At 63.9% G+C, this 25954-nt stretch carries 25 protein-coding genes; 15 read left to right on the plus strand and 10 right to left on the minus strand.

Translation table 11 applies throughout. From position 1 onward, the window contains the following. Positions 1-95 precede the first annotated feature (95 nt). Positions 96-515 carry a large-conductance mechanosensitive channel protein MscL gene (mscL, locus tag CAF70_RS23240; protein WP_085626856.1) on the plus strand — a complete coding sequence of 140 codons (420 nt, stop codon included), beginning with the start codon at positions 96-98 and terminating at the stop codon, positions 513-515. Positions 516-548: 33 nt separating this feature from the next. Here the strand turns inward: mscL and CAF70_RS23245 are convergent, their stop codons facing one another. Then, positions 549-1325 carry a ferredoxin--NADP reductase gene (locus CAF70_RS23245; protein ID WP_085626854.1) on the minus strand — a complete coding sequence of 259 codons (777 nt, stop codon included), beginning with the start codon at positions 1323-1325 and terminating at the stop codon, positions 549-551. 214 nt (positions 1326-1539) lie between these two features. Between CAF70_RS23245 and CAF70_RS23250 the strand changes: the two genes are divergently transcribed. Then, complete coding sequence (locus CAF70_RS23250) at positions 1540-2247, plus strand: autoinducer binding domain-containing protein (RefSeq protein WP_085626852.1); 708 nt, start codon at positions 1540-1542, stop codon at positions 2245-2247. 96 nt (positions 2248-2343) lie between these two features. Beyond that, positions 2344-3468: a methyltransferase gene (locus tag CAF70_RS23255; RefSeq protein WP_085626850.1), complete on the plus strand. Its 1125-nt coding sequence runs from the start codon at positions 2344-2346 to the stop codon at positions 3466-3468. Positions 3469-3583: 115 nt separating this feature from the next. On the opposite strand, the gene CAF70_RS23265 is transcribed toward CAF70_RS23255, so the two are convergent. From CAF70_RS23265 to CAF70_RS23275, 3 genes are read right to left on the minus strand one after another with little or no spacing between them, the layout of a single operon-like run. After that, positions 3584-3739: a DUF2474 domain-containing protein gene (locus CAF70_RS23265; RefSeq protein WP_085626848.1), complete on the minus strand. Its 156-nt coding sequence runs from the start codon at positions 3737-3739 to the stop codon at positions 3584-3586. 9 nt (positions 3740-3748) lie between these two features. Next, on the minus strand, positions 3749-4756 hold the full coding sequence (cydB, locus tag CAF70_RS23270; protein ID WP_085626846.1) for a cytochrome d ubiquinol oxidase subunit II: 1008 nt from the start codon (positions 4754-4756) through the stop codon (positions 3749-3751). A 3-nt stretch (positions 4757-4759) separates the two neighbouring features. Beyond that, positions 4760-6196 carry a cytochrome ubiquinol oxidase subunit I gene (locus CAF70_RS23275; protein WP_085626844.1) on the minus strand — a complete coding sequence of 479 codons (1437 nt, stop codon included), beginning with the start codon at positions 6194-6196 and terminating at the stop codon, positions 4760-4762. A 343-nt stretch (positions 6197-6539) separates the two neighbouring features. Between CAF70_RS23275 and CAF70_RS23280 the strand changes: the two genes are divergently transcribed. The 3 genes from CAF70_RS23280 to trmA all read left to right on the plus strand — a co-directional run bounded on the left by CAF70_RS23280 (position 6540) and on the right by trmA (position 10400). After that, positions 6540-7760: an MFS transporter gene (locus CAF70_RS23280; protein ID WP_085626842.1), complete on the plus strand. Its 1221-nt coding sequence runs from the start codon at positions 6540-6542 to the stop codon at positions 7758-7760. 262 nt (positions 7761-8022) lie between these two features. Next, entirely contained in the window at positions 8023-9318 is a 1296-nt protein-coding gene (locus tag CAF70_RS23285; RefSeq protein WP_085626840.1) for an NCS2 family permease, read from the plus strand. After that, on the plus strand, positions 9315-10400 hold the full coding sequence (trmA, locus tag CAF70_RS23290; RefSeq protein ID WP_085626838.1) for a tRNA (uridine(54)-C5)-methyltransferase TrmA: 1086 nt from the start codon (positions 9315-9317) through the stop codon (positions 10398-10400). Before CAF70_RS23285 ends, trmA begins: the two co-directional genes overlap by 4 nt. Positions 10401-10442: 42 nt before the next feature. Here the strand turns inward: trmA and pcaG are convergent, their stop codons facing one another. Continuing rightward, entirely contained in the window at positions 10443-11048 is a 606-nt protein-coding gene (pcaG, locus tag CAF70_RS23295; protein ID WP_085626836.1) for a protocatechuate 3,4-dioxygenase subunit alpha, read from the minus strand. 10 nt (positions 11049-11058) lie between these two features. Further along, positions 11059-11778 (minus strand): protocatechuate 3,4-dioxygenase subunit beta, encoded by a 720-nt coding sequence (gene pcaH / locus CAF70_RS23300; RefSeq protein WP_003251597.1) that lies wholly within the window; start codon positions 11776-11778, stop codon positions 11059-11061. Between the two features lie 226 nt (positions 11779-12004). Between pcaH and CAF70_RS23305 the strand changes: the two genes are divergently transcribed. Both CAF70_RS23305 and CAF70_RS23315 read left to right on the plus strand, forming a co-directional pair. Next, complete coding sequence (locus tag CAF70_RS23305) at positions 12005-12892, plus strand: neutral zinc metallopeptidase (protein ID WP_085626834.1); 888 nt, start codon at positions 12005-12007, stop codon at positions 12890-12892. A 414-nt stretch (positions 12893-13306) separates the two neighbouring features. Beyond that, positions 13307-15091: a methyl-accepting chemotaxis protein gene (locus CAF70_RS23315; RefSeq protein WP_371915962.1), complete on the plus strand. Its 1785-nt coding sequence runs from the start codon at positions 13307-13309 to the stop codon at positions 15089-15091. 133 nt (positions 15092-15224) lie between these two features. On the opposite strand, the gene ggt is transcribed toward CAF70_RS23315, so the two are convergent. The 3 genes from ggt to CAF70_RS23335 form a co-directional block, all read right to left on the minus strand. Next, complete coding sequence (gene ggt / locus CAF70_RS23320; RefSeq protein WP_085626828.1) at positions 15225-16892, minus strand: gamma-glutamyltransferase; 1668 nt, start codon at positions 16890-16892, stop codon at positions 15225-15227. A gap of 117 nt (positions 16893-17009) precedes the next feature. Beyond that, a complete protein-coding gene (locus tag CAF70_RS23325) occupies positions 17010-17906 on the minus strand; it encodes a LysR family transcriptional regulator (RefSeq protein ID WP_085626826.1) in 897 nt (298 codons plus the stop codon). Positions 17907-18089: 183 nt separating this feature from the next. Further along, entirely contained in the window at positions 18090-18680 is a 591-nt protein-coding gene (locus tag CAF70_RS23335) for an NAD(P)H-dependent oxidoreductase (RefSeq protein ID WP_085626824.1), read from the minus strand. A gap of 155 nt (positions 18681-18835) precedes the next feature. On the opposite strand from CAF70_RS23335, the gene CAF70_RS23340 reads away from it, so the two are divergent. Beyond that, a complete protein-coding gene (locus CAF70_RS23340) occupies positions 18836-19150 on the plus strand; it encodes a putative quinol monooxygenase (protein ID WP_003258316.1) in 315 nt (104 codons plus the stop codon). Here CAF70_RS23340 and CAF70_RS23345 read toward each other — a convergent pair. Beyond that, the gene (locus CAF70_RS23345) at positions 19140-19904 is read right to left on the minus strand and encodes a sulfite exporter TauE/SafE family protein (RefSeq protein WP_085626822.1); all 765 of its coding nucleotides are present in this window, start codon (positions 19902-19904) and stop codon (positions 19140-19142) included. The two genes, CAF70_RS23340 and CAF70_RS23345, sit on opposite strands and share 11 nt — an antisense overlap. A 77-nt stretch (positions 19905-19981) precedes the next feature. Here CAF70_RS23345 and CAF70_RS23350 point away from each other — a divergent pair, with 77 nt between their 5' ends. From CAF70_RS23350 to CAF70_RS23375, 6 genes are all read left to right on the plus strand, one after another. After that, entirely contained in the window at positions 19982-20863 is an 882-nt protein-coding gene (locus tag CAF70_RS23350; protein ID WP_085626820.1) for a LysR family transcriptional regulator, read from the plus strand. A gap of 282 nt (positions 20864-21145) precedes the next feature. Further along, complete coding sequence (locus CAF70_RS23355) at positions 21146-21751, plus strand: CDP-alcohol phosphatidyltransferase family protein (protein WP_085626818.1); 606 nt, start codon at positions 21146-21148, stop codon at positions 21749-21751. Between the two features lie 30 nt (positions 21752-21781). Further along, on the plus strand, positions 21782-23536 hold the full coding sequence (locus CAF70_RS23360; protein ID WP_085626816.1) for a bifunctional alpha/beta hydrolase/class I SAM-dependent methyltransferase: 1755 nt from the start codon (positions 21782-21784) through the stop codon (positions 23534-23536). After that, entirely contained in the window at positions 23537-24892 is a 1356-nt protein-coding gene (locus tag CAF70_RS23365; protein WP_085626814.1) for a phosphatase PAP2/dual specificity phosphatase family protein, read from the plus strand. It begins immediately after the preceding gene. After that, a complete protein-coding gene (locus tag CAF70_RS23370) occupies positions 24889-25320 on the plus strand; it encodes a hypothetical protein (protein ID WP_085626812.1) in 432 nt (143 codons plus the stop codon). Before CAF70_RS23365 ends, CAF70_RS23370 begins: the two co-directional genes overlap by 4 nt. Positions 25321-25330: 10 nt before the next feature. Continuing rightward, positions 25331-25954, plus strand: a complete 624-nt coding sequence (locus CAF70_RS23375) for a lysophospholipid acyltransferase family protein (protein ID WP_085626810.1) — start codon at positions 25331-25333, stop codon at positions 25952-25954.

A 25954-nucleotide genomic window follows, 5' to 3' on the forward strand; every position in this document is an offset into this window, starting at 1 on the left:
GTTCTAACAGCGGTCTGTGGCCCTGAACACAACGCATGAAGCGTTTAAGTGGCTTACAATGCGTAAACCTTACCTTTTGTTACAAGGAACCAGACATGGGCATGATCAGTGAATTCAAGGCCTTCGCGGTCAAAGGCAATGTCGTCGATATGGCGGTTGGTATCATCATCGGCGCGGCCTTCGGCAAGATCGTCTCGTCTTTCGTCGGTGACGTGGTCATGCCGCCACTGGGCCTGTTGATCGGTGGTGTGGACTTCAGCGACCTGGCAATTACCCTGAAGGCTGCCGAAGGTGACGTTCCGGCAGTAGTGCTGGCGTATGGCAAGTTCATCCAGACCGTGATCGACTTCGTCATCGTGGCCTTTGCCATCTTCATGGGGGTGAAGGCGATCAACCGCCTGAAGCGCGAAGAGGCGGTGGCGCCGTCTGCGCCGCCAGTGCCTTCGCCTGAAGAGACCTTGCTGACCGAGATTCGCGACTTGCTCAAGACGCAGAACCAGAATCGGTTGTCTTAAGATCGCTGGGGCCGCAACGCGGCCCCAACGGCCTTACCAGTAGTTTTCCACAGCCACCTGCCCCGGCCGCTTGCTCAGGCTCAGCTGCAGGTCCCGCGCCTTCAGTACCTTGCGCGTTTCATCAATCATCTGCGGGTTGCCACACAGCATCACCCGCGAATGCTCTGGCGACAGTTCCAACCCCGCCGCCTTCTCCAGTTCGCCATTCTCGATCAGCGTGGTAATACGCTGGTTCAACGCCCCCGGATGCTGTTCACGGGTCACCACCGGAATGAACTGCAACTTGCCGGCGAATTCGGCCAGGTAATCGCGCTGCTCCAGCCCGGCGATTTCATCTACATAAGCCAGTTCCTTCGCCTCGCGCACCGAATACACCAGTTTGATGCTGTCGAACCGCTCCCAGGCTTCAAAGTCCTGCAGAATCGACATGAACGGCGCAATGCCAGTACCGGTCGCCAGCAACCACAGGTCGCGGCCACCAACGAAGCGGTCGAGGGTAAGGAAGCCGAAGGCCTGGCGGTCGATCAGCAGGGTATCGCCTGCCCCCAGTCGGCTCAGCTCGCTGGTGAACTCCCCGCCTGGCACCACGATGGAGAAGAAGTCGAGGTGCTCGTCATGGGGCGCGCTGACCATGGAGTAGGCGCGCCACACTACACTGCCATCGGCCTTGGTCACGCCCAGGCGGGCAAACTGGCCGGAACGGAAGCGGAACCCCGCGTCGCGCGTAACCCGCAGGCTGAAGAGGTTCGGCGTCAGCGGCTGAACATCGAGCAGGGTCTGGCGGGTGAACTTTTCGGCGCTTGCGGTCATATCGGACTCCAGGTTTGGCGTGCGCACAGTGTCGCGCAAAGTGACGCGGATAAAAACCACTGCTTTGTAGGGCCTCATCTGCGGCGATCCTGCCGAAGTCATAGAAAATCGTGATCGCTATAACAAAAAATTCCCAACGTTTTGGTAAGTCTTTTCCTACACTCAACCGGGTGTTCAAACGGATTGAAATCTGCATCGCCTGGGAGCGTTAAAGATGCCTGACTGGAAACCCGAACATCTTCATGCGTTTGTCAGCGAACGCAGCCCACGGAAGCTGTTCGACATAGCAGTGCACCTGGCTCAGGACCTGGGCATGGAATACCTTGGGCTGAACATTCGCATCCAGATCGCCACCCAGACGCCCAGGGTCTTCCTCTATAGCAACTACCCGGCCGCGTGGATCGAGCGTTATCAGCGCGATGAGTTCTACAAGCAGGACGCAGCTGCCAGCCTGAGCCACGGCACTACCGAGGCTGTGCTGTGGACCGACGAGTTGTACCGCGAGGCCCCCCAGTACCGTGAAGCAGCCTGCCAGCATGGACTACGGCATGGCTGGACCCAGTCGCTGTACGACTTGCAGCACAATGAAAGCCAGATCAGCGTTGCCCGGCCGGTCGGCAACATCGATATCGTTGAATTCTATGGCAAGGCCGGCAACGTTCAGTGGCTATGCCACACGCTGCATGCCGTGCTGGGCGAGCACCACCTGAGTGCGCTGTGCCCACCGCCGCCGAAAATGAGCGAGCGCGAACTGGAAGTACTGAAATGGTCAGCCGCCGGCAAGACAGCCAGCGACGTGGCCTGCATCCTGTCGCTGTCGCAGAGCACGGTGAACTTCCATATCCGCAGTGTCATCACCAAGACCAACGCCGCCAACAAGGCCGGCGCCATTGCCATCGCCGCCCTGCGTGGCTGGATCTGACCTTCAAACCTGCGACCTTGGGCAAAGCCCTGTAGAATCGCCCGGCAAAGCCCGGGGCGAACCGCAACGGGCAGTTTCGTACCCGAGCCAGACGCCATGCCCCTGTTGACCACCCCCTACGCCGAACTCGACCTGATCCGCCAGCCGGAACAGGCCAACGACCCGCTGCAGGCTTTCGATGCCGCCGACGAGTACCTGCTTGCGCAGCTGCACGAACAGGCCCTCGATGCCACCTGCCGGGTGCTGGTGCTCAATGACAGCTTCGGCGCCCTGGCCGCCAGCCTGGCGGGCAAGTTGCAGGTGGTCAGCAGTGGCGATTCGCACCTGGCGCACCTGGCCCTGGAAAAGAACCTGGTGCGCAATGGCCTGCCCTTCGACAGCGTGCCGTTCGTGCCGGCCAGCGAACACTGGCAAGGACCGTTCGATCGGGTGCTGGTGCGTGTGCCCAAGACCCTGGCCCTGCTCGAAGAACAACTGATTCGCCTGCAAGGCCACCTGGCGCCCAATGCCCAGGTGATTGCCGGGGCGATGATCAAGCACTTGCCACGGGCTGCCGGTGACCTGATGGAGAAGTACATCGGCCCGGTGCAAGCCTCGCTGGCGCAGAAAAAGGCACGCTTGCTGACCGCGACGCTGGCCGAACGGCCTGTCGCCCGCTCGCCCTACCCTAGCCGCTACAGCCTCGACGCGCCGCCGCTGGAGCTGGTCAACCACGCCAACGTGTTTTGCCGTGAGGGCCTGGACATTGGCACACGGGCGTTCCTGCCACACCTGCCCCGCGAACTGGGCCGCGCGCGGGTGGCAGACCTGGGCTGCGGCAACGGCGTGCTGGCGATCGCCAGCGCGCTGGTCAACCCGGATGCCCAGTACACCCTGGTCGACGAGTCGTACATGGCGGTGCAATCGGCGCGGGAGAACTGGCAGGCCGCGCTGGGTGAGCGCCCGGCGGCGTTCGAAGCAGCCGATGGATTGGCGGGGGTAGAGAAGCAGTCACTGGACGTGGTGCTGTGCAACCCGCCATTCCACCAGCAGCAGGTGGTGGGTGACTTCCTCGCCTGGCGCATGTTCCAGCAGGCGCGTGAGGCGTTGGTGGTGGGCGGGGCGCTGTATATCGTGGGTAACCGGCACCTGGGCTATCACAGCAAGCTGGCGCGGTTGTTCCGGGGGGTGGAGCAGGTGGCGGCGACGCCCAAGTTCGTTATTCTGAAAGCCCGCAAGTAAAAGCGCCGCCGCCCCTGTGGGAGCGGGCATGCCCGCGAACACCGGCGAAGCCGGTGCCATCTATCGCGTTGTCTGCTTCGCGGGCACGCCCGCTCCCACAGGTGCCCCCATTGGTTCAATGGGTGGTCAGCCCCGCAGCCCCCATGAACAGGCGCATCACCCAGGCCGCCACACCCAGGGCCGCCACACTCATCGCCCAGATCAGCAGCAGCCAGCCCAGCCGCTGCCACAGGGGTTTCTTCTCGTCCAAACCATGCTTGCCGGTCATCATGCGGCCCTCCTAGTGATAGCCGTCTTCATGGGTAACCTTGCCGCGGAACACGTAATAGCTCCAGAAGGTATACATGAGGATGAACGGCAGGATGAACAGGGTACCCACCAGCATGAAGCCCTGGCTCTGCGGTGGCGCCGCGGCATCCCAGATCGAGATCGACGGCGGGATGATATTCGGCCACAGGCTGATGCCCAGGCCGCTGTAACCAAGGAAGATCAGCACCAGCGTCAGCAGGAACGGTGTGTAGTGCGCATTGCGCGCCACCGCCTTGAGCAACCCGTAGAAGGTGACCAGCACCAGGATCGGCACCGGCATGAACCAGACCAGGTTAGGCATGCTGAACCAGCGCTCGGCAATCTGCGGGTAGGCAATCGGTGTCCACAGGCTGACGATGCCGATCACCACCAGCAGCACCAGCGCCAGCGGCCGGGCGATGTCGTGCATCTTCTGCTGCAGCGGCCCTTCGGTCTTCATGATCAGCCAGGTACAACCCAACAGGGTGTAGGCAACGATCAGCCCCAGGCCGCAGAACAGGCTGAACGGGGTCAGCCAGTCAAGGGTGCCTCCGGCGAAATGCCGGTCGACCACCTTGAAGCCTTCGAGGAAGGCGCCCAGTGCCACGCCCTGGAAGAAGGTGGCAACCAGCGAGCCTCCGATGAACGCCTTGTCCCAGATATGGCGCTTGTCGGCGGTGGCCTTGAAACGGAACTCGAAGGCCACGCCGCGGAAGATCAGACCGATCAGCATCAGGATCAACGGCAGGTACAGCGCCTCCAGCACTACCGAGTAAGCCATCGGGAATGCCCCGAACAGCCCGGCACCGCCCAGCACCAGCCAGGTTTCGTTACCGTCCCATACGGGGGCGACGGTGTTCATCATTACATCGCGGTCCCGCTCGCCCTTGACGAACGGGAAGAGCATGCCGATACCCAGGTCGAAACCATCCATCACCACGTACATCATGACGCCGAAGATGATGATCACGGCCCAGATCAGCGAAAGGTCGATACCCATGGCTCAGTGTTCCTTGCTCAGGCTGGCGGAATTGGCCTCATGGCCATCATCGGCGGCAGACAGCGGCCGCGCCGGTGTGCGTTTGGTGCCAGGGCCACCGGGGTTGTGTTCGTCCCCTTCACCGGTTTTCGGCCCTTTGCGCACCAGGCGCATCATGTAGCCAAGGCCGGTGCCGAACAGGGCGAAATACACCACCACGAAGGCCACCAGGGTGAAGCCAAGCTGGGCGTAACTGTGGTTGGACACACCGTCTGCCGTGCGCATCAGGCCATATACCGCCCAGGGCTGGCGGCCGATTTCCGTTGTGAACCAGCCGGCCAGCAGTGCGATCAGCCCGGAAGGCCCCATCCACAGGGCCAGGTGCAGGAACGGCCGCGAGGTGTAGAGCGTGCCGCGCTTACGCAGCCACAGGCTCCACAGGCCGACGAAGATCATCAGGAAACCCAGCCCGACCATGATCCGGAACGACCAGAAGACGATGGTCGAGTTGGGCCGGTCTTCGGGTGGGAACTCCTTCATCGCCGGTACCTGCTTGTCCAGGCTGTGGGTCAGGATGAGGCTGCCGAGCGCCGGGATCTCGAGCTTGAAGCGGGTGGTTTCGGCCTGCATGTCGGGGATGCCGAACAGGATCAGCGGGGTCGGCTCGCCGGGCACGTTTTCCCAGTGGCCTTCGATCGCTGCAATTTTCACCGGTTGGTGCTTGAGGGTGTTGAGGCCATGGAAGTCACCGATCACCGCCTGGATCGGCGCGACGACCAACGCCATCCACATGGCCATCGACAGCATCTTGCGCACCGCCGGGTTGTCACGCCCGCGCAACAGGTGCCAGGCCGCCGAGGCACCGACGAAGAACGCGGTGGCAACGAACGCGGCAGTGGCCATGTGCATCAGGCGGTAGGGGAAGGAGGGGTTGAACACCACCGCAAACCAGTCCACCGGCACCACCCGGCCATCGATGATCTCGTGGCCTTGCGGGGTCTGCATCCAACTGTTGGAGGCGAGGATCCAGAAGGTCGAGACCAGGGTGCCGAGTGCCACCATCACCGTGGAGAAGAAGTGCAGGCCACGGCCAACACGGTTCCAGCCAAACAGCATGACCCCCAGGAAGCCAGCCTCGAGGAAGAACGCCGTCAGCACCTCGTAAGTGAGCAACGGGCCGGTAATGGCGCCGGCGAAGTCGGAGAAGCGGCTCCAGTTGGTGCCGAACTGATAGGCCATGACCAGACCGGAAACCACGCCCATGCCGAAGTTGACGGCGAAGATTTTCGACCAGAAGTGATAAAGGTCACGGTAGACCTGGTTGTTGGTCCGCAGCCAGAGGCCTTCGAGAACGGCCAGGTAACTCGCCAGGCCAATGGTGATGGCCGGGAACAGGATATGGAACGATACGGTAAAGGCAAACTGCATTCGGGCGAGCTCTAAGGCCTCTATTCCGAACATGGTGCTTCCTCTTCAGATAATCCGGCGTCCGGGCCGCTGGCCCAATCGCCCACTGCCCCCACGGTAGTCGAGTGCGGCGCGTTGGAATTGTTCTGTTCGATCGCAGGGATTTCGGCCCAAGGGCCCGATCGTTACATCTGGAACGATTGATCCAGATCAACGATTGCTAGGAAGCATAGTCCTGAATGGCCAGACGGGCCGTGTGGTTGATTGCCGCGTGACCGGTTGCCCCACCCCCTTTCATGACCCGTGAAAAAGTGCAGACCACGGCAAACAGTAACTGTTTGTTACAAACAGATGATACGCTGCGCCCCCTCTACTGCGCCGAGGCCGCTGATTTCCGATGTCCGATTCCGCACCGCAGTTGTTACGCCACCATCGCCCCTTCCTGGCGTTCTGGCTGGCCCGCGTATTCACCGCCAGCGGCTTCCAGATGCTTACCGTGGCCATCGGCTGGCACCTCTACCAGTTGACCGGCAATGTGCTGGACCTGGGCCTGGTCGGCCTGGTCGAGTTCGCCCCACGGGTGCTGTTCATGCTGCACACCGGGCATGTCGCCGACCGCTATGACCGGCGCAAGGTCGCCGCGCTGTGCCAGAGCCTGCAGGGGCTGATAGCCCTGGCACTGGCGCTGGGCAGTGCCACTGACAACGTCACCCGCGAGCTGATCTTCGCCCTCGCCTTCCTGCTCGGTGCCACGCGTTCGTTCGAAATGCCGGCGACCCAGGCGCTGCTGCCCAACGTGGTACCGGCCGGGCTGTTCCCACGCGCGGTGGCGGCTTCGGCCTCGGCCACCCAGGCAGCAACCATCGTGGCGCCGGCGGTGGGCGGTTTCCTGTACGCCTTCGGCAGCATCTGGGTTTACGGCCCCACCGTGGCCCTGTACGCCATTGCCTGCGTGCTTACCCTGAGCCTGCAGGCACGCGGCCAGGTGACCCAGCGTGGGCGCGCCAGCATCGAATCGCTGCTGGCCGGTATCCGCTTCATCCGCAGCCGGCCCGACATCCTCGGCGCCATCTCGCTGGACTTGTTCGCCGTGCTGCTGGGCGGGGCGACCGCACTGCTGCCAGTGTTCGCCAAGGACATCCTGCTGACCGGCCCGCTGGGCCTCGGCCTGCTGCGCTCGGCGCCAGCGGTGGGGGCGTTGCTGATGTCACTGTGGCTGGCGCGCTTCCCGTTCGAGCGCAACGTGGGGCGGACCATGTTCACCGCCGTGGGTGTGTTCGGCGTGGCGACTATCGCCTTCGGCCTGTCGACCTCGTTCTGGTTCTCGCTGGCAGTGCTGGTGGTGCTGGGTGCGGCGGACATGATCAGCATGGTCATCCGCGGCGCCTTCGTGCAGTTGGAGACGCCGGATGAAATGCGCGGGCGGGTGAGCGCGGTGAACGGCTTGTTCATTGGTGCCTCGAACCAGCTAGGCGAGTTCGAATCGGGGGTGACCGCGCACTGGTTTGGCACAGTGCCGGCGGTGGTAATGGGCGGTGTGGGCACGTTGTTGGTGACCGGGGTGTGGATAAAACTGTTCCCGACATTGGCCAGACGGGACCGGTTGCATAACGGTTGAGCACTCGCCTGTACCGGCCTCTTCGCGGGCTTGCCCGCTCCCACAAGGACCGCGCCGCTTCAGGCCCTGCGCGGCAAGCCCGCGAAGAGGCCGGCACAGGGAAAAAATTACCATTCCCCAACGGCCATAGGCCCCCGCCAAGCATGCTGGTATGATGCGCGGCTTTTTTCCGCCCCACACAAAACCACGGCAACCGGTACGGTCTGTGCTTTGCTGATGGGGTCGATACATTCATGGCGCCGGGAGCGCCTTGGGAGCAGGCATGCTGGAAAGGCTGTTTCAACTGAAAGCACACGACACCAATGTGCGTACCGAGATTCTCGCGGGCGTCACCACCTTCCTGGCCATGGCCTACATCCTGTTCGTCAACCCGAGCATCCTCGGCGAGACCGGCATGGACAAGGGCGCGATCTTTGTCGCCACTTGCCTGGCCGCGGCCATCGGCTCGGTGACCATGGGCCTGATCGCCAACTACCCGATCGCGCTGGCGCCGGGCATGGGGCTGAACGCGTTCTTCACCTACACCGTGGTGCTGCACATGGGCCACACCTGGCAGGTGGCACTGGGCGCGGTGTTCCTTTCGGCGGTGATGTTCTTCCTGTTGTCTATCTTCCGCATCCGCGAGTGGATCGTGAACAGCATCCCGCTGCCGCTGCGTTCGGCCATTGCCGCCGGTATCGGTCTGTTTCTGGCGCTGATCGCCCTGCATAACGCCGGTATCGTCGTCGATAACCCGGCCACCCTGGTGGGCCTGGGCGACCTCAAGCAGCCAGCACCGATCCTCGCCACCCTGGGCTTCTTCCTGATTGTCGGCCTGGAGTCGCTGAAAGTGCGCGGTGCCGTGCTGATCGGCATTCTTGCCGTGACCATCGCCTCGATCGTGATGGGCGTGACACCCTTCGGCGGCATCGTCTCGATGCCACCGTCGCTGGCCCCGACCTTCCTGCAACTGGACATCGCCGGCGCGCTGGACGTTGGCCTGGTCAGCGTGATCTTCGCCTTCCTGTTCGTCGACCTGTTCGACAACTCCGGCACTCTGATCGGCGTGGCCAAGCGCGCCGGGCTGATGGGCAAGGACGGGCACATGCCGAAGATGGGCCGTGCCCTGATTGCCGACAGCACCGCCGCCATGGCCGGCTCCCTGCTGGGCACCTCGACCACCACCAGCTACATCGAATCTGCCGCGGGCGTGAGCGCCGGTGGCCGTACCGGGCTGACCGCCATCGTGGTTGCCGTGCTGTTCCTGCTGGCACTGTTCTTCGCCCCGCTGGCCGGCAGCGTGCCGGCCTTCGCCACTGCACCGGCGCTGCTGTTCGTCGCGGTGCTGATGGCCTCGGGCCTGGCGGAAATAAACTGGGACGACGTCACCGAAGCCGCACCAGTGGTAGTGACCGCCCTGGCCATGCCGCTGACCTACTCGATCGCCAACGGCATCGCCTTCGGCTTCATTTCCTGGACCGCCGTCAAGCTGATCTCCGGCCGCCACCGCGACCTGAACCCGGCCCTGGTGATCCTTTCCATCCTGTTCGTCATCAAGCTGGGCTGGTTCAACGCATGAGTGCTGCTTTCGACCCCTCCTCCTACACCACCCAGCTGGACGCCAAGGTGGCCCGGCTGCGCGAGCTGCTGGCGCCGTTCGGCGCGCCGGAGCCGGCTGTTTTCGACTCGCCGCGCGAGCATTACCGCCTGCGCGCCGAATTCCGTCTGTGGCGCGAGGATGGCCAGCGTCACTACGCCATGTTCGCCCCGGGCGAGAAGCACAAGGCGATCCTGATCGACGACTTCCCCATCGCCAGCCAGCGCATCAATGCATTGATGCCACGCCTGAAAGCCGCCTGGCAGGCCAGCGAGGAACTGGGCAACCGCCTGTTCCAGGTGGAGTTCCTCACCACCCTGGCCGGCGATGCCATGGTCACCCTGTGCTACCACCGCCCGCTGGATGAGGCCTGGGAAGTGGCCGCACGGCAACTGGCCAAAGAGCTGGGCGTGAGCATCATTGGCCGCTCCAAGGGCAAGCGCCTGGTCATCGGCCGTGACTACGCGGTGGAAAAACTCGATGTCGCCGGCCGTGTGTTCAGCTACCGCCAGCCGGAAGGCGCGTTCACCCAGCCCAACGGCGCGGTGAACCAGAAGATGCTGAGCTGGGCCTTCGAGGCCATCGGCGAGCGGGACGACGACCTGCTGGAGCTGTACTGCGGCAACGGCAACTTCACCCTGCCGCTGGCCACTCGTGTGCGTAAGGTGCTGGCTACCGAGATCAGCAAGACGTCGGTCAATGCCGCGCTGAGCAACCTCGACGAGAACGCTGTGGGTAACGTGCGGCTGGTGCGCCTGTCGGCAGAAGAGCTGACCCAGGCGCTGAATGGGGTGCGGCCGTTCCGCCGGCTGGAAGGCATCGACCTGAAGAGCTACGCGTTCGGTACGGTGTTCGTCGACCCGCCGCGGGCGGGCATGGACCCGGATACCTGCGAGTTGACCCGGCGTTTCGAGCGGATCCTGTACATCTCGTGCAACCCGGAGACGCTGGCGGCGAACATTGCCCAGTTGCAGGACACCCACCGCATCGAGCGGTGTGCGTTGTTTGACCAGTTCCCGTATACCCACCATATGGAGAGTGGGGTGCTGCTGGTTCGGCGTTGACCTTCAGATCGCCGGGGCTGCTTTGCAGCCCCGAGGTCCAACTCAGAAGTCGAAGAACACCGTCTCCCCTTCCCCCTGAATACGGATATCGAAACGATACGCCGTCTTCCCGTCCACCTCGCAACGCTTGGCCACCAGAGTCTCGCGTCGCTGCGGCTGCTCGATCAGGTTGAGCACCGGGCACTTGGCATTGGCCTCGGCCTCGTCATCGAAGTACAGCCGCGTGTGCAGGTGGATGTTGATCCCCCGGGCAAACAGGCTGATGTTGATGTGCGGTGCCATCGGCAAGCCTGCAGCGTTATTCACCACACCCGGCTTGACCGTGTGCAGGGTCCATTCGCCGGCATCGAAGGTGGTGGCGGTGCGGCCGAAGCTGTTGAAGGCGTTTTCCAGGTTGTAGGCATCCTGGTACTCGCCGTTGGCATCGGCTTGCCACACTTCCAGGAACGAGTCACGCACCAGGTGGCCATTACCGTCATACACCTGGCCGATCAGCAAAATGTGCTCGCCTGGCGCATCTGGCTTGGCCAGGCGGTTCCAGATTTCCTGATCGCGGGTCGGGTTGCCGGCAGCCTCCAGGGCCAGGCCGATGTGCACGTAGGGGCCGGCAGTCTGCGAAGGGGTTTCCGGCAGCAGTTCGATTGGCATGGCGGGGTCCTCAGCAGTTTTCGAAGTGGGTCTTGCGCTGGCCGCGCAGCACGATGTCGAAGCGGTAGGCCAGGCAGTCCATCGGGTTGGCGTTGCTCATGTCGAGCTTGGCGATCAACTGCTGCACGGCTTGCGGGTTGGCGATCGACTTGACGATCGGGCACATCGGGATCAGCGGGTCACCCTCGAAGTACAGCTGGGTGATCAGCTTGGTGGCGATCGACGGGCCGCTGATGGCGAAGTGGATGTGCGCCGGGCGCCAGTCGTTCGGGCCGTTGCGCCATGGGTACGGGCCCGGCTTGATGGTGCGGAAGCTGTAGTAGCCGTCACGGTCGGTCAGGCAGCGGCCGACGCCACCGAAGTTCGGATCCAGAGGTGCCAGGTAGCGGTCGTTCTTGTGGCGGTAGCGGCCCCCGGCGTTGGCTTGCCACATTTCTACCAGGGTGTTCGGCACAGGCTTGCCGTACTGGTCGACCACACGGCCGGCGACGATGATGCGCTCGCCGATCGGCAAGCCACCGTTGTTGAAGTTCAGCAGCAGGTCATGGTCGTGGGCGCCGAAACCCAGGTGGGAAAAGTCCGGGCCAGTGGTTTCGCTGATCGACTGCGGGATGCTGACCAGTGCCTGGCGTGGCGAGCGGGCAATGGACGTCTTGTAGTCAGGCGTAAGGGCTTTCGGGTGCCAGTTGCGATCACGGATCACGAAGCGGCTGTTGTCCTGGGCGGGCATGCCGGTTTCCTCTCTTGGAATTATGGAAATGCGAGGGGGGCTTCTTCGAAACCCTGCCGCGGGCAAGCCCGCTCCCACATGAAGTTTCGGACAGGTAGCGGGCGATGAATATTGAAATCAGGCGTTTCAAACATAACCATCTGGTTATGGATAAACACCTTGGCCTGACATTCGCCGCTGACGTGGACTAATCTTGTCTTTTTGTTTCACGCTCCGGAGAGCATTCATGGATTGGCGAAAAGGCCGACGCAGCGACAATGTGGTCGATGCCCGAGGCGAAGGTGGTGGCGGCGGCATGCGCTTCGGCGGCGGCAAGGGGCTGGGGCTTGGAGCGGTGCTGCTGATCGTCGGCATCGGCTGGCTCACCGGCCAGGACCCGTTGCAGATTCTTGGCCAGCTCGCCGGCCAGATGGAACAGCAACAACAGCAGGCGCCCAGCAGCGTGGGTGGCAAGGCCCCGCCGGCCAACGACCAGCAGGCCGAATTCGTCGCCTCGATCCTGGGCGACACCGAAGACACCTGGAAAGCTCTGTTCGCCGAAGGCGGCAAACAGTACCGCGACCCCAAACTGGTGCTGTTCAGCGGCCAGGTCAATTCGGCCTGCGGCTTTGCTTCGGCGGCGGTGGGGCCGTTCTACTGTCCGGCCGACCAGCGGGTCTACCTGGACATGTCATTCTTCCGCGAAATGGAAACCCGCTTCGCCGCGGCCGGCGACTTTGCCCAGGCCTACGTGATTGCCCATGAAATCGGCCATCACGTGCAGACCCTGCTAGGCGTGTCGGCCAAGGTCGATGCCGCGCGCCGCAGTGGCCAGCGCATGGAAGGCGACAATGGCCTGCTGGTGCGCCAGGAGCTGCAGGCCGACTGCCTGGCCGGGGTATGGGCCTACCAGGCGCAGAAGCGCCTGAACTGGCTGGAGCCAGGTGACGTCGAAGAGGCGCTGAATGCGGCCAATGCCATTGGCGATGACCGCCTGCAGCAGCAAGGCCGCGGGCGCGTGGTACCAGACTCGTTCACCCACGGCACCTCGGCGCAGCGGGTACGCTGGTTCAAGGCCGGGTTTGCCGAAGGTGAGGTGAACCGTTGCGATACTTTCAGTGCGCGCAACCTTTAAATAGCCGCCACAGCCGGCGCAATCCCTGTGGGAGCGGGCATGCCCGCGAAGAATCCAGCGCGGTGGATAGCACCGGCTCCGCCGGTGTTCGCGGGCACGCCCGCTCCCACAAGGACTGCGCTAGCTTTTAGATTCTCCCTCAATTCTGCTTTTTTGCTGAAAAAGCGTTTCAGCTTCCCCCATCACTGCCGATAACCCCTGCACGAATCAGCAGGCATCCAGAACAACAACGCCTGGCGATCGTCGATCAAGCGAGCGAAAAACTTCTGGAGAGCGTGCATGAACAACTGGTTCGCCAACATCAGCGTCAACCTTAAACTCGGCCTGGGCTTCGGCCTGGTACTGATCCTCACCGGCCTGCTAGCCCTGACCGGCTGGACCAGCCTCGGTAGCCTGATCGACCGCAGTAACTGGATGGGCGATATCGGCCAGCTCAACAAGGACCTGACCGACCTGCGCATTGCGCGCCTGCAGTACATGATCGCCAACGGCGACGATGCCGCCGCCGCCAACACCCAGACCAAGCTGGACGCCTTCAGCAAGCAGCAGGCCTACCTGGCCAGCACCTTCAAGAGCCCGGAAAACATCAAGCTGCTGGGTGAACTGGGCGAGACCATCAGCGCCTACAAGGTGTCGCTGAACAAGATGCGCCAGGGCTACGACGCCACCCGCACCGCGCGCGCGGCCATGGACGGCTCGGCCAGCCAGGCCGACCAGGCCATGGACGCCCTCAGCCAGGAAGTGATGGCACGCCCCGAGGCCGACAGCGTGCGCCTGGCCCAGTACCAGCTGGTCAGCAAGGCCCGCCAGCAACTGTTGCAGGTGCGCATCGACGTACGCGGCTACATTGCCGACAACAGCGCCGCCAACGAGCAGGCCGCCCTGCGCCAGCTGGACGGCGCCCTGGCCGAAATCGACAACCTCAAGCGCCAGCTGCCGGCCGAAGACACGCGCCTGCAACAGTTCGAAGGCTCGGTGCTGGCCTACCGTGACGCCGTGCGCCAGTTCCGCGATGCCGTCGCCAATATCAATACTGCGCGCGCCGAAATGACCGTGCAGGGTGCCGATATCGTCAAGCGCAGCGACGCGCTGTACCAGATCCAGCTGCAGCGCCGTGACATCGAGAGCACCCAGGCCCGCAGCCTGCAGACCATCGCCACGCTGCTGGCACTGCTGGTCGGCGTGCTAGCGGCAGTGCTGATCACCCGGCAGATCACCCGCCCGCTGCGCGACACCCTGGCGGCAGTGGAAAAGATCGCCAGCGGCGACCTCACCCAACACCTGCGCGTCACCCGCCGCGACGAACTGGGCATGCTGCAACAAGGCATCGCCCGCATGGGCTCCACGTTGCGCGAGCTGATCAGCGGCATCCGCGACGGCGTCACCCAGATCGCCAGTGCTGCCGAGGAACTGTCGGCGGTGACCGAGCAGACCAGCGCCGGCGCCAACAGCCAGAAAGTCGAGACCGACCAGGTAGCCACCGCCATGCACGAAATGGCCGCTACCGTTCAGGAAGTGGCGCGCAATGCCGAACAGGCCTCGCATGCCGCCACCGGTGCCGATGACGAAGCCCGCGCCGGCGACCGCGTGGTAGGCGAAGCCATTGGCCAGATCGAGCGCCTGGCCGAGGACATGCACCGCTCCACCGAGGCCATGAACCTGCTGCAGCAGGAAAGCCAGAAGATCGGCAGCGTGATGGATGTGATCAAGTCGGTGGCTGAACAGACCAACTTGCTGGCACTGAACGCAGCAATCGAGGCGGCGCGTGCCGGCGAGGCCGGTCGTGGCTTTGCCGTGGTTGCCGACGAAGTACGCGGCCTGGCCCAGCGCACACAGAAATCCACCGAGGAGATCGAAGAGCTGATCGCCAGCCTGCAGCACGGGACCCAGCAAGTGGCTGCGGCCATGCACGGCAGCCGTACCCTGACCGACAGCAGCGTCGAGCTGGCGCGCAAGGCCGGGGCTTCGCTGGAAAGCATCACCAGCACAGTGTCGAGCATCCAGTCGATGAACCAGCAGATTGCCGCAGCGGCCGAGCAGCAAAGTGCGGTGGCGGAGGAAATCAGCCGCAGCATCCTGAATGTGCGCGATGTATCGGAACAGACGGCGGCGGCCAGTGACGAGACGGCGGCGTCCAGCGTGGAGCTGGCGCGCCTTGGTGGGCAGCTGCAGACGCTGGTCAGCCAGTTCCGCGTCTGATCCTGGAATCCGGGGCCGCTTTGCGGCCCATCGCCGGCAAGCCAGGCTCCCACAGGGATAGCACAAGCCTCGGGGCTGCGCCGTACCTGTGGGAGCTGGCTTGCCGGCGATAGGGCCGGCACTGACGAACCGCTTACTTGACGATCATCCCCACACCACGCCCACGCGGATCCGAAGCGGTCTCAAGCTTCGTCCCGTCCACCCGGATCGCCTGGATGTCACCCATCTCCCAACCCTGGTCCTCCAGCACATAACCCATCTTCTTCAGTTCATCGGCCACCGGCCCGGTCAGCGGCGCATAGCTGTCGAAGTAGACGGTGTCCTTGGGCAGCAACTGATGATGCACGCGCTGCGCCGCCACTGCCTTGTCCAGCGGCATACCGTAATCGTACAGGTTGTTCATCACCTGGAAGATCGAGGTAAAGATCCGCGAGCCGCCCGGGGTACCTATGACCAGCTCGACCTTGCCATCGCGGGTCATCAGGCTGGGGCTCATGGACGACAACATGCGCTTGCCCGGCGCGATGGCGTTGGCATCGCCACCCACCACGCCAAAGGCATTCGCCGCCCCCGGCTTGGCGCTGAAATCGTCCATCTCGTCGTTGAGCAGGAAGCCGGCGCCTTTCACCACCACGCCACTGCCGTAATCAAGGTTGAGGGTGTAGGTGTTGCTGACCGCGTTGCCCTGCTTGTCGACGATCGAAAAATGCGTGGTCTGGTGCGGTTCCAGGCCCGGCTTGACCTGGTCGGTGGCGGAAATGGCCTTCGGGTTGACCTGCGCGGCGCGCTTGGCCAGGTAATCCTTGGCCACCAGCTGGTCCACCGGCACGTTGGTGAAACCCGGGTCGCCGAGGTAGTCGGCGCGGTCGGCGAACACGCGCTTCTCGATTTCGGCCAGCAGGTGGATGTACTGCGCCGAGTTGTGCGCCACACCCTTGAAGTCCGCCGCGCGGTTTTCCTTGATGCCCAGCAGCTGGGCCAGGGCGACGCCACCAGAGCTTGGCGGTGGCGCGGTGTAGACCACGTTGCCACGCCAGCTCACGGCCATCGGCTCACGCCATACGGCCTGGTAGTCCTTGAGATCCTGTTTGGTGATCAGGCCCTTGTCGGCCTGCATCTGCGCCACCAGCAGGTCGGCGGTCTTGCCCTGGTAGAACTCGCTCACGCCTTTGTCGGCAATGCGCTCCAGGGTCTGGGCCATTTCCGGTTGCTTGAACAGCTCGCCGACCTTCATGTTGCCGAAGTAGTCGTTGAAGTTGGTCGCGGTCTTGAACATGCCCTGGGCATCGTTGCGGTACTGGTACTGCTTCGCCGCCACCTTGAAGCCGTTTTTCGCATAGCCGATGGCCGGGGTCAGCAGTTCGCTCCAGGGCAGCTTGCCGAACTTCTGGTGCGCCTCCCACAGGCCCATCACCGTGCCCGGTACGCCAGCTGCGCGCGCCCCAACCAGGCTGAGATTCTCGATGACCTCTCCCTTTTCGTCCAGGTACATGGACCGCGTGGCGGCCTTGGGCGCGACTTCGCGGTAGTCGAGGAAGTAGGGTTTGCCGTCGACGAACAGGGTCATGAACCCGCCACCGCCGATGTTGCCAGCTTCGGGATAAGTCACCGCCAGGGTGAAGGCAGTGGCCACTGCCGCATCCACCGCATTACCGCCTTTCTTGAGGATGTCGGCGGCCACCTGTGCACCATATTGATCAGGCGCGGCCACTGCGCCACCCTCAAGGTTGGCGGCATGAACCGAGGAACAGCTCAGGATCGCGGCTGCAAGAGCCAGGTACTGGAACGGTACAATACGCATGACACTTCCTTGGTGTTGTTTTTGTTGATCAGTCAGTAAGGCCGAAGCGTTCCGACTGTGCAATCAAACGCAGGAAGTTTCGCCGCCTGTGGACAGGCTCTGTCGCATTCAGGCAACTCAGCTGGCGTACATCGCCAACTTGCGCTGGATGAAATCGAGGAAGCACTGAATACGCAGCGCCAGCTGGGTGTTGCGGTAGTACACCGCATGAATCGGCTGGCGGTAGCCGTTGTTGGCCCCGCTCAGCAACACCTGCAGGCGCCCGGCGCGGATGTCCTCATGGGTCATGAAGTGCGACAGGCTGACAATGCCCTCGCCGGCCAGCGCCAGCTGGCGCAAGGTCTCGCCACTGGAGGCGATCAGCGACGGGCGGATGCTCCAGCGGTCACCTTGGGCATGGCGCAGAGGCCAGTGGTTGAGCGATTCGGGCTGGCTGAAGCCGAGCAGGCAGTGGTTGGCCAGGTCCTCGACCCGCTGCGGCGTGCCGTGCTGCTCGAGGTAGGCCGGGCTGGCCAGCACCTGTACCGGGCTGCATCCCAGACTGCGCGCGTGCAGGCTGGAGTCGGCCAGTTCGCCGATGCGGATCGCCACATCGGTGCTCTGCTCCAGCAGGTCGATGATCAGGTCGTCGGTATTGAGTTCCAGTTCGATGCCAGGGTATTGGCGGCGGAACTCGCCGATCCATGGCAGGATGGCATGCAGCATGAACGGCGCGGCGGCATTGATGCGCAGGCGCCCGGTGGGGGTCTGCCGGTTCATCGACAGACGCTCTTCCATCTCGTCCATCTGCTCCAGGATCAACCGCGCACGTTCGAGGAAGAAGCGGCCCTCCTCGGTCAGGTCCATGCGCCGGGTGGTACGGTTAACCAGCGTGGTGCCCAGCTTGCCCTCCAGGCGCGACAAGGTACGGCTGACGGCGGACGGGGTCTGGCCCATCTGCTCGGCAGCCGCGGAAATCGAGCCGCAGTCGATGACGGCGACGAATACCTGGAGTTCTTCGGATCGGGTTTTCACATCTGCGCCTGTGGTTGGTCTCTGCAGGGATTAGATAGCCGCTTGTCGAGGCCAAGTCCAGCGGTGCCGGTGTTGGCCTCTTCGCGGGCTTGCCCGCTCCCACAGGGATCACACCGATTTCAAGGACTGTGGAGTACCTGTGGGAGCGGGCAAGCCCACGAAGAGGCCGGCACAGAGAAAACCTTACTGTGCCTTGCCAAATACCTTGTCCAGATGCGCCTCATAGGCCGCCAAAGCAGCCGGCACATCCGGCCGCTTCATCACATCCACCGCCAGGAAAGTCGGCAACCCGGTCATGCCGAGGAACTGGTTGGCCTTGTGGAACGGGAAGTACACCGCATCCACCCCCTTGCCTTCGAAGAAATCGCTCGGATCGTCGAATGCCTGCTGCGGTGCATTCCAGGTCAGCGAAAGCATGTACTGCTTGCCGTGCACCAAACCACCGCTGCCGTACTTCTGCGAGTGGTCCGCACGGGTACGGCCGTCGTTGGCATACAGGCTGCCGTGGCCAGCAGTGAACACCTCGTCGACATACTTCTTCACGGTCCAGGGCGCGCCCATCCACCAGCCTGGCATCTGGTAGATCACCACATCGGCCCAAAGGAACTTATCCACTTCTTCCCGGGCGTCATAGCCGCCATCGATGAAAGTTTGGCGCACATCGAAACCGGCCCGGTCCAGATGGGCGATGGCCGCTTCATGCAAGGTCGCGTTGAGGCGACCATCAGAGTGAGCGAACTGTTTACCACCGTTGAGCAAAAGGATCTTCTTCATGCGGGCCTCGCGGAAAATTCAGGCCGGCAGGTTAAGAGCACGCGGGCGCGGGATACAGCCATGCAGGGGCAAAATACAATTGATCTGAAGTCACGAATAAACAACCCATTATTGCATTAGAATCGCATCACCTCCCATCACCCGAGTAGCGATCCATGAGTGAGCAGTACGCCTTCATCCTCAAAGCCAAGACCCGCCCGGAAATGGCTGAAGCGTTCGAAACCCTGTTCCGCGCCTACGTCGAGCCAAGCCGCCAGGAGCCGGGCTGCATCGAGTACCACATGCTGCGCGACAAGCAGGACCCGAGCCTGTTCGTATTCTTCGAGGTGTGGGCCGACAAGGCCGCGCTGGATGTGCATTCAGCCCTGCCACACATGACCGCGTTCTTCGAAAAACGCATGGACTACCTGGAACGCGATTTCGACATCCAGATGATCGACATGCTCAGCGCATCCAGCGCTAACCGCTGACCAGCAAATGGCCGCCGAGCGCGGCCAGGCCGATGAAGAAGCACCGTTTGAACAGCAGCGCGCTGATGCGCTGTCGCAGCCACTGGCCAGCCAGCATGCCGAGCAAGGCCGGCGCCAGCATCAGCAGCGAAGCACCCAGTGCCTGGCCACCCAAGGCATCCTGCCCGGCCAGGCCAACGCCCAAGGCCAGGGTCGAAACCGTGAACGACAGGCCCAGGGCCTGAATCATCTGTTCCCGGTTCAAACCCAGGCTCTGCAGGTAGGGCACCGCCGGTATCACGAATACCCCGGTTGCCGCCGTGACCACGCCCGTAACCAGCCCGCAAAGCGGCCCCAGCCAACGCTCCCGCCCCGGCGCCAGGCACAAGCCCGGGCCGACCAACCCGTACAGCGCATACACCACCAAGGCCGCGCCCAGTGCATGCACGGCCCAAGGGCCGCTGTTGATCCCCAGCCAGGCGCTGCCCAGCAAGGTACCGACCAGGATCATGGCCAACATTGGCCACAAGCGTGCCAGCAACCGCCGCAGGTGCCCGCCGCTGGCCAGCTGCCATAGATTGGTCAGGGTCGAAGGCACGATCAGCAATGCCGCAGCCTGCGCCGGTGGCATAGCCAGGCCCAGCAGCCCCATGGCAATGGTCGGCAGGCCGAGGCCGATCACCCCCTTCACCGCGCCGGCCAGCAGGAAGGTCAGTACCACCAGCAGCGACAGCGCTGGGCCAATATTCTGGTAGAAAGCGAGCAAGGTATCCATGGGCCGATGATGGCGTGTGCCAGCCGGGCTGAAAATCTGCCATATACTCAGCCAGACTCTTGCCAGGACAGAGCCACATGCATTTCGACCTGATCGACCTCAGGCTGTTCCAGCACACCCTGGAGTGCGGCAACATCACCGCCGGCGCCAGCCGCAGCCATCTGTCGCTGGCAGCAGCCAGCGCGCGCATCCGCGCCATGGAAGCATCGCTGGGCATCCCTTTGCTGGAACGCAACCGCCGTGGTGTGCAACCGACCCCGGCCGGCCAGGCACTGCTGCAGCATGCCCGGCTGATCACGCAGCAGGTCGAGCGCCTGCAGTTCGACCTGGGCCAGTACGCACAAGGGCAACAGGGCCAGGTGCGCCTGCTGTGCAACACGGCTGCGCTCACGGAGTACCTGCCGGAACTGCTGGCAGGCTACCTGGCTGAAAACCCCGCAATCAGCGTGGATGTACAGGAGTTGCCGAGCCTGCGCATCGTGCAGTCTATTACCCAAGGCATGGCGGACCTGGGCATCGTTTCCACTGCCGCGCCCAGCGAGCACCTGCAAACCCGGCCGTTTCGCGACGACCCGCTGGTGCTGGTAACGCCGCTGCGCCACCCGTTGGCCAGCGAGATCGCACCCAGCTTCATCGATAGCCTGGCCCATGGCTACGTCGGACTGGGGGCCAGTAGTGCATTGGCGTTGTACCTGGAAGAGCAGGCGCTGCGCGAAGGGCGGCGGATGCGGGTTCGGGTGCGGGCCGAGGGGTTCGATGGGGTGATCCGCATGGTTGCCGGCGGGGCCGGGGTTGGAGTGGTACCCCTCGCTGCAGTGAAGCGTTGGCAGGGGCTGTTGCCGTTGCATTGGGTAGCGCTCACAGAACCATGGGCCAATCGCCGCTTGCTGTTGTGTGCACGCGATTTTTCAGCATTGCCGGGGTATGCCGCAGGGTTGGTAACCACCCTCACCAGCTGACGCGGTGGATGGCACGGGCTTCGCCCGTGTTCGCGGGTAAACCCGCTCCCACAAGGTATGCGCTATCTCTCGGGTTGATGCTGTACCTGTGGGAGCGGGCATGCCCGCGAAACAGGCACCGCGGTGGATGGCACGGGCTTCGCCCGTGTTCGCGGGCAAGCCCGCTCCCACGGGGTATTGCGCTATCTCTCGGATTGACGCTATGCCTGTGGAAGCGGGTTTACCCGCGAAGAAGGCTCGCACACAATGGCGCCCTAACGCCCCACCGAAAAGGATTTTCCCGTGGCATCGATCTACCAGCTCAAACCGCGCTTCCAGGCCCTGCTCCGCCCTGCTGTCCAGCGCCTCCACGACCGCGGCGTCACCGCCAATCAGGTCACCGTCGCCGCAGCCCTGCTATCCGTCCTGCTGGGCCTGCTGCTGGCCGCCCTCCCGCATCTCGCCTGGTTGTTCATCCTGGTGCCGGTCTGGATGCTGCTGCGCATGGCGCTGAACGCCGTCGACGGCATGCTCGCCCGGGAATTCGGCCAGCAATCCACCCTCGGCGCCTACCTCAACGAACTGTGCGACGTGATCGCCGACGCCGCGCTGTACCTGCCCTTCGCGCTGCTGGCTGGTGTATCGCCAGCCTTGGTCGTACTCGTGGTGCTCAGCGCCACCTTCAGCGAATACGCCGGTGTCATGGGCCCGCTGGCCGGTGCCTCTCGGCGCTACGACGGGCCCATGGGCAAGAGCGACCGGGCCTTCGCCTTCGGCGTGCTGGGCACCGGTGTCGCCTTCGGCCTGCTGAACGGTGCCTGGATCAACGGCTTGTTGCTGGTCATCCTCGCACTCTCGCTCTATACCCTCTACAACCGGGTTCGCTTGGGACTGGCCGAAACCCGCTGAGCCCACTGCCGTCGTAAAAGGATGTCGACCATGCGCCAAGCGCAAACGCAGCACTTCTCCACCCATGACGGCGTCGAGCTGCACTACCGTCACTGGCCTGCCACCCGCAACCAACACCAGCCACGCCGGGCCGTGGTGATGTTCCACCGCGGCCACGAACATGGCGGGCGCATGGCCCACCTGGCCGATGAACTGGACATGCCAGGCTACGACTTCTTCGCCTGGGATGCCCGTGGCCACGGCCAGTCGCCGGGCGCGCGCGGCGACAGCCCGGGGTTCGCCACCAGCGTGCGCGATGTGCAGACCTTCATCGAGCATATCCAGGCCCGCCACGGCATCGCCGAACAGGACCTGGTGGTGCTGGCACAGAGCGTCGGGGCCGTGCTGGTCGCCACCTGGGCCCATGACTACGCACCCAAGGTGCGCTGCCTGGTGCTGGCCTCGCCAGCGTTCAAGGTCAAGCTGTACGTACCGTTCGCCCGCCCCGGCCTGAAGCTGCTGAAGGCCGTGCGCGGCAATTTCTTCGTCAACAGCTACGTCAAACCTCGCTTGCTCACCCACGACCCTGAGCGGGTCATGTCGTATGTAGCCGATCCGCTGATCAGCCGACCGATTTCGGTGACCATGCTGCTGGGCCTGTACGAAGCCGCCGACCGCGTGGTGGCGGATGCCCAGGCTATCCAGCTGCCGATCCAACTGCTGGTGTCCGGTGCCGACTTGGTGGTCGAACGCCAGCCGCAGGAGCGCTTCTTCGAACGCCTGGGCAGTACGCGCAAGGAAATGCACATCCTGCCAGGCTTCTTCCACGACACCCTTGGCGAGCGTGATCGGGCCCATGCCCTGCGGCGCATCGAGCGGTTCGTCGAACATTGCTTCGCCAGCCCCGCCGCATTGCCGTCACTGCTCGATGCCGACAAGACCGGCGCCAGCTGCGCCGAGGCCGAGAGCCTGGCCGCACCGCTGCCGCGCAACTCGCCCCGCGACCTTTACTGGCGCGCCACTCGTGCCGCGCTGCGCCTGGGCAAGGGGTTGTCCGAAGGCGTCAAGCTGGGTTTCGACACAGGTTTCGATTCCGGCAGTACCCTCGACTACGTCTACCGCAACCAGGCGACCGGCAATGGCAAGCTCGGCCGCCTGGTCGACCGGAACTATCTCGATGCCATCGGCTGGCGTGGCATCCGCCAGCGCAAGCTGCACGTCGAAGAGCTGCTGCGCCTGGCCATCGCCCAACTGCGCGAACAGCAACGGCCAGTACACATCGTCGATATCGCTGCCGGCCATGGCCGCTACATCCTCGAAGCCCTGCAAGAGCTGGAGCAACTGCCAGACTCGATCCTGCTGCGCGACTACAGCGAGCTGAACGTGCAGCAAGGCAGCGCGCTGATCGCGGAAAAAGGCCTGGCTGATATCGCCCGCTTCGTCCAGGGCGATGCCTTCGACCGCCAGAGCCTGGCCACGCTGGAGCAACCGCCTACCTTGGCTGTGGTCTCCGGCCTGTATGAACTGTTCGCCAGCAACCAGCTGGTAGGCAACTCGTTGGCCGGCCTGGCCGACGCGCTGGAGGATGGCGGTTACCTGGTCTACACCGGCCAGCCGTGGCACCCGCAACTGGAGATGATCGCCCGCGCCCTCACCAGTCACCGCGGCGGCGAGGCCTGGGTAATGCGCCGCCGCAGCCAGGCCGAGATGGACCAGCTGGTGGAAGCCGCAGGGTTCCGCAAGCTGGCCCAGCGCATCGATGAATGGGGCATTTTCAGCGTCAGCCTGGCACAACGGGTGCGCTGAATGAACCCATCGCGCGAGCCCGGGCTGATTCGCCGGGGCGTGTTCTGGCTGCTATTGCTGGGGCCGCTGTTTTTCCTCAGCTACGGGCTGGCGAACAACCATACCGCCGGGCGCGGTGATGTCGGCAGCCTGGTGTTCGGCTGGGAAAGCCGCATGCCGTTGTGGCCGTGGACGATCATCCCGTACTGGTCGATCGACCTGCTCTACGGCTTTTCCTTCCTGCTGCCGCGCACGCGCCAGGAGATGGACCGGCACGCGCTGGCGCTGCTGACCGCACAGCTGATCAGCGTCAGTTGCTTCCTGCTCTGGCCACTGCGCTTCACCTTCGAACGACCGGAACTGGGCGGGGTATTCGGCTGGATGTTCGATGTACTGATGGGCTTCGACAAGCCTTTCAACCAGGCGCCTTCGCTGCATATCGCCCTGCTGGTGATCATCTGGACGATGTTTGCCCGGCACGTACAGCGCCAGCCCTGGCGTTGGCTGATGCATGGCTGGATGGCACTGATCGGGGTGTCGGTGCTGACCACCTGGCAGCACCATTTCGTGGACGTTCCCACAGGAGCACTGGCCGGGTTTGCCTGCATCTGGTTGTGGCCACATCAAGGGCCGCTGCCCTGGCAGCAGGCGCGCTTTGCGCGGGATGCCAAGCGTTGGCGGTTGGCGTTGGTTTATACAATGGGTGGGTTGCTGTGCGCAGTGCCTGCCATCACGCTGGGCGGGGCCTGGCTGTGGTTGGCCTGGCCAGCCGTGTCGCTGGCGTTGGTGGCGCTGAACTATGCCGTGCTCGGTGCAGGCGGGTTTCAGAAAGGCGCTGATGGGCGCTTGTCGAAGGCAGCCAGCTGGCTGCTGGCGCCGTACCTGGTGGGGGCGTGGATCAATTCACGGCTGTGGACCTGGCGGCATCCGCAGGCGGATGAAGTGTGTGATGGCGTCTACCTCGGGCGGGTTCCAGGGCGTGGCGCGCGGTTCGCTGCGGTGGTCGATTTGTGTGCAGAGCTACCGTGTCATGTTCAGGACAGCGCAGCCCTTTCGCGACACAAGGCCGCTCCTACACAGGTCGCGTCCGCCGTTGGCTACGCATGTTTTCCCACCCTGGACCTGATCGCCCCGGAAAGCCCATTGCTGCACCAGGCCGCCGTAACCATCGAACGCCTGCGCTCCCAGGGCCCGGTGCTGGTCTGCTGCGCCCTGGGCTATTCGCGCAGCGCCAGCGCCGTGGCCGCCTGGCTGGTGCTCACGGGCCGCTGCAGTGATGCTCGTCAGGCCGAAGCGCTGATCCGCAAGGCCCGCCCAGGCGTAGTCCTGCACAGCACGCACCGCCAGGCCGTGCAACAGCTGGGGGCGCAACCATGAACCTGCACGTGGTGGCCAGCCTGCTGGGCCGTGGCGAGCAACTGGCACGCCTGTCGGACGGCCTCACCCTGCTGGCCCTGGCCTACGGCCTGGCGCCCTTGCTGGGTGCCCAGCTGCAACCGCTGGCCAGCCTGCTGTGCATTGTGCTGCTGGTACTGGGCGTGCTGCACAAGTACTGGGCCATCCGCGTAGCCCTGGATGCCGAACTGTTCGCCCGCCTGGCCGCCAGCCACGACCTGGCGACGGATACCCAGGCCCTGGACCACGTTCTGTTCGAGCTGAAACTCAAACCGCAGGCCACCGACTCCCGCGCCTGGCCTGCACGCAGCCAGGCCGCGCTGGCCCTGTTGCGCCGCCAGGCAGTGTGCCTGGGCCTGCAACTGTCGCTGGCCCTGGCTACCCTGCTGACACTGCCTTTGAAGGGATGACTACCGATCCATGCTCGCCAACCTGACCGCCTACCTCATCACCTCCGCCGCCCGCCTGATCACCGGCGCCCGCGCCCTGTGGCTGGGCTGCACGCCGCTACCGGTGCAGCGCCTGTACTTCGCCAACCACAGCAGCCATGGCGACTTCGTACTGTTGTGGGCCTCGCTGCCGCAGCCGCTGCGCAAGCGTACCCGTCCGGTAGCCGGTGCCGATTACTGGGCCAGGCCGGGCATTCGCGATTTTCTTATCCGCAAGGTCTTCAATGGTGTGCTGATCAACCGGCAGCACAGCGCCGGCCAGGGCAGCCCATTGCAGCCGATCCTCGAAGCCGTGGCCCAAGGCGACTCGCTGATCTTCTTCCCGGAGGGTACCCGCAACCTCGGCGACGAGCCGCTGATGCCCTTCCGGAGCGGGCTGTACCACCTGGCAGCAGCCAACCCCGAGGTCGAACTGGTGCCGGTGTGGATCGCCAACCTGAACCGGGTGATGCCCAAGGGCCGCGCCCTGCCATTGCCGTTGCTGTGCACATTGAGCTTTGGCGAACCGCTGCACCTGCAGCCGGATGAAAACAAGCAAGCCTTCCTCGAGCGGGCCAGCCAGGCCCTGCTGAACCTGGCCCCCAAGGATGCCTGA

Origin of the sequence: Pseudomonas sp. B19(2017), assembly GCF_002113165.1 — a bacterium.
In the GTDB taxonomy this organism is placed as follows: Bacteria; Pseudomonadota; Gammaproteobacteria; order Pseudomonadales; family Pseudomonadaceae; genus Aquipseudomonas.

What these genes read in the sequence shown, in the direction of transcription:
- mscL (WP_085626856.1), top strand. Translation starts at nt 96, where the DNA reads ATGGGCATGATCAGTGAATTCAAGGCCTTCGCGGTCAAAGGCAATGTC.
- CAF70_RS23245 (WP_085626854.1), bottom strand. Translation starts at nt 1,325, where the DNA reads ATGACCGCAAGCGCCGAAAAGTTCACCCGCCAGACCCTGCTCGATGTT.
- CAF70_RS23250 (WP_085626852.1), top strand. Translation starts at nt 1,540, where the DNA reads ATGCCTGACTGGAAACCCGAACATCTTCATGCGTTTGTCAGCGAACGC.
- CAF70_RS23255 (WP_085626850.1), top strand. Translation starts at nt 2,344, where the DNA reads ATGCCCCTGTTGACCACCCCCTACGCCGAACTCGACCTGATCCGCCAG.
- CAF70_RS23265 (WP_085626848.1), bottom strand. Translation starts at nt 3,739, where the DNA reads ATGATGACCGGCAAGCATGGTTTGGACGAGAAGAAACCCCTGTGGCAG.
- cydB (WP_085626846.1), bottom strand. Translation starts at nt 4,756, where the DNA reads ATGGGTATCGACCTTTCGCTGATCTGGGCCGTGATCATCATCTTCGGC.
- CAF70_RS23275 (WP_085626844.1), bottom strand. Translation starts at nt 6,196, where the DNA reads ATGTTCGGAATAGAGGCCTTAGAGCTCGCCCGAATGCAGTTTGCCTTT.
- CAF70_RS23280 (WP_085626842.1), top strand. Translation starts at nt 6,540, where the DNA reads ATGTCCGATTCCGCACCGCAGTTGTTACGCCACCATCGCCCCTTCCTG.
- CAF70_RS23285 (WP_085626840.1), top strand. Translation starts at nt 8,023, where the DNA reads ATGCTGGAAAGGCTGTTTCAACTGAAAGCACACGACACCAATGTGCGT.
- trmA (WP_085626838.1), top strand. Translation starts at nt 9,315, where the DNA reads ATGAGTGCTGCTTTCGACCCCTCCTCCTACACCACCCAGCTGGACGCC.
- pcaG (WP_085626836.1), bottom strand. Translation starts at nt 11,048, where the DNA reads ATGCCAATCGAACTGCTGCCGGAAACCCCTTCGCAGACTGCCGGCCCC.
- pcaH (WP_003251597.1), bottom strand. Translation starts at nt 11,778, where the DNA reads ATGCCCGCCCAGGACAACAGCCGCTTCGTGATCCGTGATCGCAACTGG.
- CAF70_RS23305 (WP_085626834.1), top strand. Translation starts at nt 12,005, where the DNA reads ATGGATTGGCGAAAAGGCCGACGCAGCGACAATGTGGTCGATGCCCGA.
- CAF70_RS23315 (WP_371915962.1), top strand. Translation starts at nt 13,307, where the DNA reads ATGGGCGATATCGGCCAGCTCAACAAGGACCTGACCGACCTGCGCATT.
- ggt (WP_085626828.1), bottom strand. Translation starts at nt 16,892, where the DNA reads ATGCGTATTGTACCGTTCCAGTACCTGGCTCTTGCAGCCGCGATCCTG.
- CAF70_RS23335 (WP_085626824.1), bottom strand. Translation starts at nt 18,680, where the DNA reads ATGAAGAAGATCCTTTTGCTCAACGGTGGTAAACAGTTCGCTCACTCT.
- CAF70_RS23340 (WP_003258316.1), top strand. Translation starts at nt 18,836, where the DNA reads ATGAGTGAGCAGTACGCCTTCATCCTCAAAGCCAAGACCCGCCCGGAA.
- CAF70_RS23345 (WP_085626822.1), bottom strand. Translation starts at nt 19,904, where the DNA reads ATGGATACCTTGCTCGCTTTCTACCAGAATATTGGCCCAGCGCTGTCG.
- CAF70_RS23350 (WP_085626820.1), top strand. Translation starts at nt 19,982, where the DNA reads ATGCATTTCGACCTGATCGACCTCAGGCTGTTCCAGCACACCCTGGAG.
- CAF70_RS23360 (WP_085626816.1), top strand. Translation starts at nt 21,782, where the DNA reads ATGCGCCAAGCGCAAACGCAGCACTTCTCCACCCATGACGGCGTCGAG.
- CAF70_RS23365 (WP_085626814.1), top strand. Translation starts at nt 23,537, where the DNA reads ATGAACCCATCGCGCGAGCCCGGGCTGATTCGCCGGGGCGTGTTCTGG.
- CAF70_RS23370 (WP_085626812.1), top strand. Translation starts at nt 24,889, where the DNA reads ATGAACCTGCACGTGGTGGCCAGCCTGCTGGGCCGTGGCGAGCAACTG.
- CAF70_RS23375 (WP_085626810.1), top strand. Translation starts at nt 25,331, where the DNA reads ATGCTCGCCAACCTGACCGCCTACCTCATCACCTCCGCCGCCCGCCTG.